The organism is Rhizobacter sp. P3_B12 (genome assembly GCF_056402895.1).
In genome coordinates this window covers 1-8,202 of the sequence record NZ_JBFUGN010000195.1, presented here as the reverse complement: position 1 = coordinate 8,202, position 8,202 = coordinate 1, and the positions used below count along the sequence as shown (strand labels likewise).

Annotated in this window: 10 protein-coding genes; 9 read left to right on the top strand and 1 reads right to left on the bottom strand. The window is 70.5% G+C overall.

What is annotated here, in order from left to right:
• The 4 genes from AC1D01_RS13025 to fae all read left to right on the top strand — a co-directional run.
• On the top strand, nt 1–361 hold a 361-nt coding region (locus tag AC1D01_RS13025; RefSeq protein WP_477866793.1), incomplete at its 5' end, for a methenyltetrahydromethanopterin cyclohydrolase.
• Complete coding sequence (locus AC1D01_RS13020; RefSeq protein ID WP_477866791.1) at nt 361–1,299, top strand: ATP-grasp domain-containing protein; 939 nt, start codon at nt 361–363, stop codon at nt 1,297–1,299. The genes AC1D01_RS13025 and AC1D01_RS13020, both read left to right, overlap by 1 nt.
• Nucleotides 1,300–1,303: 4 nt before the next feature.
• Nucleotides 1,304–2,158, top strand: a complete 855-nt coding sequence (locus AC1D01_RS13015; protein WP_477866789.1) for a triphosphoribosyl-dephospho-CoA synthase — start codon at nt 1,304–1,306, stop codon at nt 2,156–2,158.
• 103 nt (nt 2,159–2,261) lie between these two features.
• Nucleotides 2,262–2,771, top strand: a complete 510-nt coding sequence (gene fae / locus AC1D01_RS13010) for a formaldehyde-activating enzyme (protein WP_477866787.1) — start codon at nt 2,262–2,264, stop codon at nt 2,769–2,771.
• Between the two features lie 3 nt (nt 2,772–2,774).
• On the opposite strand, the gene AC1D01_RS13005 is transcribed toward fae, so the two are convergent.
• Entirely contained in the window at nt 2,775–3,269 is a 495-nt protein-coding gene (locus AC1D01_RS13005; protein ID WP_477866785.1) for a dihydroneopterin aldolase, read from the bottom strand.
• A gap of 142 nt (nt 3,270–3,411) precedes the next feature.
• Between AC1D01_RS13005 and AC1D01_RS13000 the strand changes: the two genes are divergently transcribed.
• The 5 genes from AC1D01_RS13000 to AC1D01_RS12980 all read left to right on the top strand — a co-directional run.
• Nucleotides 3,412–5,484 carry a sigma-54-dependent Fis family transcriptional regulator gene (locus AC1D01_RS13000; protein WP_477866783.1) on the top strand — a complete coding sequence of 691 codons (2,073 nt, stop codon included), beginning with the start codon at nt 3,412–3,414 and terminating at the stop codon, nt 5,482–5,484.
• Complete coding sequence (locus AC1D01_RS12995) at nt 5,462–6,085, top strand: flavoprotein (protein ID WP_477866781.1); 624 nt, start codon at nt 5,462–5,464, stop codon at nt 6,083–6,085. The genes AC1D01_RS13000 and AC1D01_RS12995 overlap by 23 nt, the downstream gene beginning before the upstream one ends.
• Nucleotides 6,070–7,497, top strand: coding sequence for a DUF6513 domain-containing protein (locus AC1D01_RS12990; RefSeq protein WP_477866779.1), 1,428 nt, complete (start codon nt 6,070–6,072; stop codon nt 7,495–7,497). The genes AC1D01_RS12995 and AC1D01_RS12990 overlap by 16 nt, the downstream gene beginning before the upstream one ends.
• Nucleotides 7,494–8,078, top strand: a complete 585-nt coding sequence (locus tag AC1D01_RS12985; RefSeq protein ID WP_477866777.1) for a DUF447 domain-containing protein — start codon at nt 7,494–7,496, stop codon at nt 8,076–8,078. The genes AC1D01_RS12990 and AC1D01_RS12985 overlap by 4 nt, the downstream gene beginning before the upstream one ends.
• Nucleotides 8,078–8,202 (top strand): (5-formylfuran-3-yl)methyl phosphate synthase (locus AC1D01_RS12980; RefSeq protein ID WP_477866795.1); only part of this gene is annotated, 125 nt, incomplete at its 3' end. The genes AC1D01_RS12985 and AC1D01_RS12980, both read left to right, overlap by 1 nt.

Here is an 8,202-nt window from a genome sequence, read left to right as displayed (position 1 = left end):
GCACCACATCGTCGACGGCGTGGCGACTGCACCGCTGCCGTCGCCGACGCCCGACGGCGTGCAGGCGATGGGCCGCACCAACGACGCCATCCTCTACGGCGGCCAGGTGCACCTCAGCGTGCGCGGCGACGATGCGGCCGCGCTGGCGCTGGCCCGGCACCTGCCGTCCACCACCTCGAGCGACCATGGCCGCTCGTTCGCCGACATCTTCAAGGAGGCCGGCTACGACTTCTACAAGATCGACGCCGGGCTGTTCGCGCCGGCCGAGGTGTGGATCAGCAACCTCGACAGCGGCCACACCTGGCATGGCGGCGCGCTGAACATGGCGCTGCTGCGGCAGCTCTGGCTGCAGGAGCTGTGATGCGCATCGCGATCATGGCCGACGAGACCGGTTGGCACACGCGCCAGCTTCAAGCGGCCTTGCGAGCGAGAGGCGCGGTCGGCCGCTGCATCGACCTCGCCGATTGCCACATCGACACCACGCTCGCGTGGCACGGCCTCGCGCTGCCCGGCTTCGGCCGCGGGCTGCCCGATGCGGTGCTGGTGCGCGGCATCGCCGGCGGCAGCTTCGAGCAGGTCACCAAGCGGTTGGGCGTGCTGCATGCGCTGCGCGAGCTGGGCGTGCCGGTCTACAACGATGCGCGGGCCATCGAGCGCAGCGTCGACAAATCGATGACCAGCCTGCTGCTGCATGCGGCCGGCGTGCCGACGCCCCCCACCTGGGCCACCGAATCGCAGGCGCACGCGCAGCGCATCGCGGTGCGCGAAGGCGCGGCYGGCCATGCGCTGGTGCTGAAACCGCTGTTCGGCTCGCAGGGCAAGGGGCTGCAGCTGGTCGGCGAGGTCGACGGCGTGCACCATGCGCTGCCGGCGCTCGGGTCCGGCTTCGGCTCGCTCGCCTACCTGCAGCGCTTCGTGCCGGCCGCCACCGCGCCCGGTTTCGACTGGCGCGTGCTGGTGGTGGGCGGCCACGCGATCACCGCGATGCGCCGCGTCAGCGAGCACTGGATCCACAACGTCGCGCAAGGCGCGCGCTGCGAACCGGCGGCGCTCACGCCCGACCTCGCGCAACTCGCCGAGCGCGCGGCGCAGGCGCTCGACATGGACTACGCCGGCGTCGACCTGATCCCGTCGACGCAGGGCACGCAGGTGATCGAGGTCAACGGCGTGGCGGCATGGCAGGGCCTGCAGCGCGTGACGGGTTTCAACATCGCGCGCGCGATCGTCGACGACCTGCTGGACCGCAAGTGCGCGGGCCTGCGCGCGCTCGACGACGACGCGGCCGGGCGCTGCGCGTGAACGCATGACGCTGGATCCGAAGGCCGCCTTCCTGTGCGCCTGCACGCTCGACGTGGCGGTGCGCAAGCCGGGCAACGTGAGCCTGCAGTCGGCCGGCCACCGCATGCAGGCCACGATGTTCATCGACAGCGCGAGGGCCGCGGCCGGGCCGCTGTTCACGCCGGGTGCCGGCGTCGGCGAACGCATCGAGGCCGCGGTGGACGCCAGCTGGTCGGTGGCGCACTGCAACACGAACCTCGGCATCCTGCTGCTGTGCGCACCGATCGCCGTGGCGCTGGAGCGGCATCCCGGCGTGACGCACCCGGTTGCGTTGCGCGAGGCCATCACCGGCGTGCTGGCCGGCCTGAGCCTCACCGATGCGCAGCACGCCTTCCGCGCGATCGCCCGCGCCAACCCCGGTGGGCTGGGTGACGCGCCGGCCGAGGACGTGCGCGCCGCGCCGAGCATCGACCTGCGCGCCGCGATGGCCTTGTCGGCCGGCCGCGACCTGATCGCGCGCCAGTACCGCGACGGCTATGCCGATGTGTTCGGCGTCGCGCTGCCCGCATTGGGCCCGGGCTTTGCATGCCCGCACGAGGGTGCCTGCGACGTGCCGGACGCGGCCACCACGACGGCGGTGCAGCGGCTCTACATTGCTCTGCTGGGCAGCTTTGCCGATTCACACATTGTCCGCAAACACGGCGAGGCGGTGGCACAGACTGTCATGGCCTCGGCGCAGGCCTGGCGCGGCGCGGACGGCATGGATGCGGCGCCGGCCTTCGCGGCCTGGGACGAATGGCTGAAGGAACGCGGCATCAACCCCGGTACCACCGCCGACCTGACGGTGGCCACGCTGATGATCGCCGGCCTGCGGGCATGAGCCGTCGATCGGTGGCACGGAACGTGATAACAGACCTGAAGCACTGGCGCCTTGCCAGTGTCGGGAACGTTCCCCACAAACCCATACAGGAGATGACACAACCATGGCCAAGATCGATCGCATGATGGTCGGGGAGTCGCTCGTCGGAGAGGGCAATGAAGTTGCCCACATCGACCTGCTCATCGGACCGCGCGGCAGCCCCGCCGAATCCGCCTTCGCCAACGCGCTGACCAACAACAAGGACGGCTTCACCTCGCTGCTCGCCGTGGTGGCCCCGAACCTGCTGACCAAGCCTGCCACCGTGATGTTCAACAAGGTCACCATCAAGGGCGCCAAGCAGGCCGTGCAGATGTTCGGCCCGGCGCAGCGCGGCGTGGCGATGGCCGTGGCCGACTGTGTCGAGGACGGCACGATCCCGCCGGCCGAAGCGGACAACCTGTTCATCTGCGTCGGCGTCTTCATCCACTGGCTGGCCGACGACGACAAGAAGATCCAGGATTTCAACTACCGCGCCGTCAAGGAGTCGATCAAGCGCGCGGTGGCCGGCTCGCCGACCGCGGCCGAGGTGGTCGCGAAGAAGGGGTCGACGCCGCATCCGTTCGCGGCGGCCTGAGGTTCAACGGGGCGGAGTGCCTGGCACCAGCCCCGAGCCCAAGAGCTGCACGACGGTCGCCGAACGGCCGGCCGCCGACAGCGGGCTCGCGGTGCGCTCGATCTGCACGCCCACCGCCGCCACATCCGCGAACTTGCGCGGCTTGACGATCTTCACGCGCACCCAGCTCGCACCGAACTCGCCGAGCAGGATGTCGGCGACCGTCTCGGCCAGCGCCTCCAGCAGCTTCAGCTGGTGCTCGGCCAGCAGGCGCAGCAGGCGCTCGCGCACCACGCTGTAGTCGATGGTGTCGACGATGCGGTCGGTGTCGCAGGCGCGCGCCCGCGGCAGCCCGGCATGCACGTCGATCACCAGCGGCTGCGGCCGGTGCAGTTCGGACTCGTGGATGCCGATGACCGTTTCGCCGACAAGGCCTTCGATGAAGATCAGGTCGAGCGGCGCTGTCGGATCGGTATCGTGGCCAGGGGCGGCGCTCAGGTGGCGGCTGGGGCTCGTCATCGTGTCTCCAGGGTTGTTTGCGGGACGAGTCGCAAAAAGCAGACCACGGTGTCAGACCACGACAGGGCCTTATCGTTTCACCCGGTATGCAGCGCGCCGCATCGCACCAGAATCAGGATCCTGCGGTCTCAGGGGGAAGCACATGACATTGGTGTTGCGCACGGGCGAGGATCGGCATGCCGAGCATGTGATGGACATCGTGCGCGGCGGCGTCCACGACTCGGCGAACGATGTCGTCACGCAGTCGTGGAGCCGCTGCCTGAACGAGTACCGGCTGCACCCCGACAAGGCCCGCGAGCCCGCGGTCATCAGCCATGCCGCGCTCGAGGAGCGGCGCGAGCGCCAGGCCGACGTGATCGACAGCGCGCGCTACGAGATGACCACGCTGTACCAGCAGCTCGGCGATGCCGACTCGGCGGTGGTGCTGACCGACATCGACGGCGTGATCGTGCACATGGTCGCCTCCACCGAGTTCGCCGCCGAGATGGGGCCGCTCGGCCTGCGCCCCGGCGGCATGTGGAGCGAGACCGAGGCCGGCACCAACGGCATGGGCACCTGCCTGGCCGCCGCGGCGCCGATCTCGGTGCGCCGCGAAGACCACTTCTTCACGCACTTCACGCAGCTCACCTGCTCGGCGGTGCCGGTGTTCGACCCGTCGGGCCACATCGCCGCGGTGCTCGACGTCACCAGCCGCTCCAGCATGATGCAGCAGCACCTGCTGGTGCTGCTGGGCATGACGGCGCGCATGATCGAGAACCGCCTGATCGACCGGCGCTTCCGCAACGCGCACCCGCTGCACTTCCACAGCCGGCCCGAGTTCGTCTACACGCTGCATGAAGGCCGGCTCGCCGTCGGCGACGACGGCCGCATCCTCGCGGCCAACCGCAGCGCGCTGTTCCAGCTCGGGCTGCAGACGGTCGACGAGATCCGCTCGCGCCACATCGAAGACCTGTTCCAGACCTCGCTCGAGGACATGCTGCAGCGCAGCACCCAGTCGTCGTTCCACCCGATCGTCACCTTCCGCGCCAACGCGGCGCTGCGCTTCTTCGCCGTCGCGCGGCGGCCGGCCACCGAGTCGGGCACCACGGTGCACGCGCTGTCGGGGGCCGCGGGCCCCTCCTCCTCCACCGCCTCCACCTCCACGCACTCGACGGCGGTGGCCCGGCTCGCGCCGCGCGCCGCCACGGCAGCGCGCGCGTCGGCCCAATCGCCGACCTTCAACGACACGCGCCTGGCGGCCCACCTCGAGACCGCGCGCCGCGTCATCGCGCGCCAGACGCCGGTGCTGCTGTGCGGCGAGACCGGGTCCGGCAAGGAGGTGTTCGCACGCGCGGTGCACGAGGCCAGCCCCCATGCCGGCGGCGCCTTCGTCGCGATCAACTGCGCGAGCCTGCCGGAGACGCTGATCGAATCCGAGCTGTTCGGCTACCGCGCCGGCGCCTTCACCGGCGCTCAGCGCACCGGCCGGCGCGGCAAGATCCTGCAGGCCGACGGCGGCACGCTGTTCCTCGACGAGATCGCCGACATGCCGCTGGACCTGCAGGCGCGGCTGCTGCGCGTGCTCGACGAACGGCAGGTCACGCCGCTCGGCACCGAAGAGACCTACGCGGTCGACTTCCAGCTCATCAGCGCCAGCCACCAGCGGCTGCCCGAGCTGGTGCGCGAGGGGCGCTTCCGCGAAGACCTGTATTACCGCCTGTCGGGCATCGAGCTGCTGCTGCCGGCGCTGCGCGAGCGCAGCGACAAGCGCGAGCTGATCCACGGCGTGCTGAAGGCCGAAGGCGGCCGCGGTGCCGTGCTCAGCGCCGCGGCCGAGCGCCTGCTGATGGAGCATGCGTGGCCCGGCAACATCCGCCAGCTGCGCCATGTGCTGCGCACCGCGGCGGCGCTGGCCGACGGCGAGACCATCCAGTGCGAGCACCTGCCGGGCCTGCACGACGACAGCGCGGCCGCCGCGCCGCGCGCGGCGGCCAGCCTGCCGCCCATCGCATTGGCCGCGCCGGTGCTGCCGGCGGCCCTGCCCGCGATGGCCGACAACGCCACGCCGCCGCTGAAGCTGAACCCGATCCAGGTCAACGAACGGCAGGTGCTGCTGCAGATGCTGGAGCAGCACCGCTGGAACGTCAGCAATGTCGCCAAGGCGCTCGATGTCAGCCGCAACACCCTCTACCGCAAGCTCCACAAACTCCACATTGAAATCTCGCACCCCGAGTGATGCGCTGACCCCGCTCGGCGACGACKATGCCCCGCCGGTCGACGCGGCGCCGCGCTCGCGCTTCGCGTGGTGCATCACCGGCTCGGGCCACTTCCTCGACGAATCGCTGGCACTGGCCGCACGGCTGCCGGCCTGCGACCTGTTCCTGTCGGCCGCGGGCGAGGAGGTGCTGGCGATCTACAAGATGCCGCTCGAGGAGCTGAAGACGCGTTTCCGGGTCTTCCGCGACAAGACCGCGAGCGGCGTGCCGGTGGGCATGCTGTACGACGACGTCTACCACACGGTGGTGCTGGCGCCGGCCACCAGCAACACGGTGGCCAAGTGCGCCTTCGGCTTCAGCGACACGCTGCCCACCAACATGTTCGCGCAGGCCGGCAAGCTCGGCATCCCGGGCATCGTGTTTGCATGCGACACCGAACCGGTGGTGGTGACGAAGTCGCCGCACGACTGGGTGACGCTGCGCCCGCGGCGCATCGAACTGGACAACGTGGACCGCCTTCGCGAGATCGACTTCTGCCATGTGGTGTGCTCCCCCGCCGAACTGGAGGCCGCGCTCGATGCGCGCCTGAAGGAGCTCGCCCTCGCATGGACCAGCCCGTAGAACACATCGTCTTCCTGACCGGCCACCTGGCCCGGCCCAGCCTGGAGCGGGTGCTGGGCGGCATCGAGTCGGCGCCCTTCACCTGGGAGGTGCGCGACCTGGGCCTGCAGGTGGCCGCGCTGATGACGGCCGAGATGATCGCGCGCCGCGTGCCCGGCCCGGTGCAGGCCGACCGCATCCTGGTGCCGGGCCGCTGCCGCGGCGACCTCGACGCGCTGACGCAGCACTACGGCATCCCGGTGCAGCGCGGGCCCGAGGAGCTGAAGGACCTGCCGCGCTTCTTCAACCGCGCGGCCAAGCCGATGGACCTGAGCGAGTACGAGGTCGCGATCTTTGCCGAGATCGTCGACGCGCCGATGCTGTCGGTGGACGGCATCATCGAGCGCGCGCGCCAGCTCAAGGCCGACGGCGCCGACGTGATCGACCTCGGCAGCCTGCCGGCGACGCGCTTCGACCACCTGGCCGACAGCGTGCGGGCGCTGAAGGCCGAGGGCTTCCTGGTGAGCGTGGATTCGAACGATGCGCAGGAACTGCTGCGCGGCGGCCAGGCCGGTGCCGACTACCTGCTGAGCCTGACGCTCGACACGCTGTGGGTGGCCGGCGAGGTCGATGCGGTGCCGGTGCTGATCCCGCGCACGCCGGCCGACGAGGCTTCGCTGCACGCGGCCGTCGAGCAGATGCAGCGGCTGGGCAAGCCCTACTTCGCCGATGCGATCCTCGACCCGATCCCGTTCGGGCTGACCGCCTCGATCGTGCGCTACCACCGGCTGCGCGAGCGCTTTCCGGACGCGCCGATCATGCTGGGCATCGGCAACGTGACCGAGCTGACCGAGGCCGACACCAGCGGCATCAACGCGCTGCTGTTCGGCATCGCTGCCGAGCTGAACGTGGCCGCGGTGCTGACCACGCAGGTGAGCGCGCATGCGCGCCGCGCGGTGCGCGAGGCCGACTGGGCGCGCCGCATCATGCATGCCGCGGCYAGCCATGGCCGCCTGCCCAAGGGCATCAACGATGCGCTGATGACGGTGCATGCCAAGCACCCGTTCCCCGACACGCCGCAGGAGATCGCCGAAACGGCGGCGCAGGTGCGCGACCCGAACTTCCGCGTGCAGGTCTCGCCGCTCGGCCTGCATGTCTACAACCGCGATGGCCTGCGGCTCGGGCAAGGGGCGTTCGAGCTGTGGCCGCAGCTGAAGCTGGAGCACGACGCCGCGCACGCGTTCTACATGGGCGTGGAGCTGGCGCATGCCGAGATCGCGTGGAAGCTGGGCAAGCGCTACGTGCAGGACCAGCCGCTCGACTGGGGCGTCGCGGTCGAGACGCGCGCGCAGGACCTGGGCGGCTGGTGCGCGCCGGGGACCACGATGAGCACCGGCCAGGCGAGAGATCCGAACAAGAGAGCGAAAGCATGAACGACGTCATCTACGAGACGGTGGTGACCACGCTGTCGGCCGACGGCGTGCCGCACGTGGCGCCGATGGGCGTGCGCTACCAGGACGACCGGGTGGTGCTGATGCCGTTCAAGCCGTCGGCCACGCACGACAACATCGTCGCCACCGGCCATGCGGTGCTGAACCTGCTGACCGACACCCGCGTGTTCGCCGGCTGCGTGACCGGGCGCAAGCTCTGGCCGCTGGTGGCGGCCGAGAAGATCGCCGGCCGGCGGCTCGCGAACGCGCTCGGCCACGTGGAGCTGGCGCTGGCCGAGCGGCGCGACGACGTGCAGCGGCCGGTGCTGTTGATGGCGCGGGTGCACGAGGTGGCGCATGCGTCGTTCATCGGCTTCAACCGCGCGCAGGCGGCGGTGATCGAAGGGGCGGTGCTGATCAGCCGGCTGCACATGCTGGCGCCGGAGAAGATCGACGCCGAGATGGCGTATCTGCAGATCGCGATCGACAAGACGGCCGGTGAGGGCGAGCGCGAGGCCTGGGGGTGGTTGCGCGAGGCGGTGGTGCGGCATCGCGCGGGTGTCGATGCGAAGGAGGCGCGGTGATGGACCGCATGCGCTTGCTGGTCAGTGTGAGAAGCGTGGATGAGGCCTTGCTCGCAGCCGAAGGTGGTGCGGATTTCATCGATCTGAAGGAACCGCGCGACGGGGCGCTGGGCGGGCTGCCGGT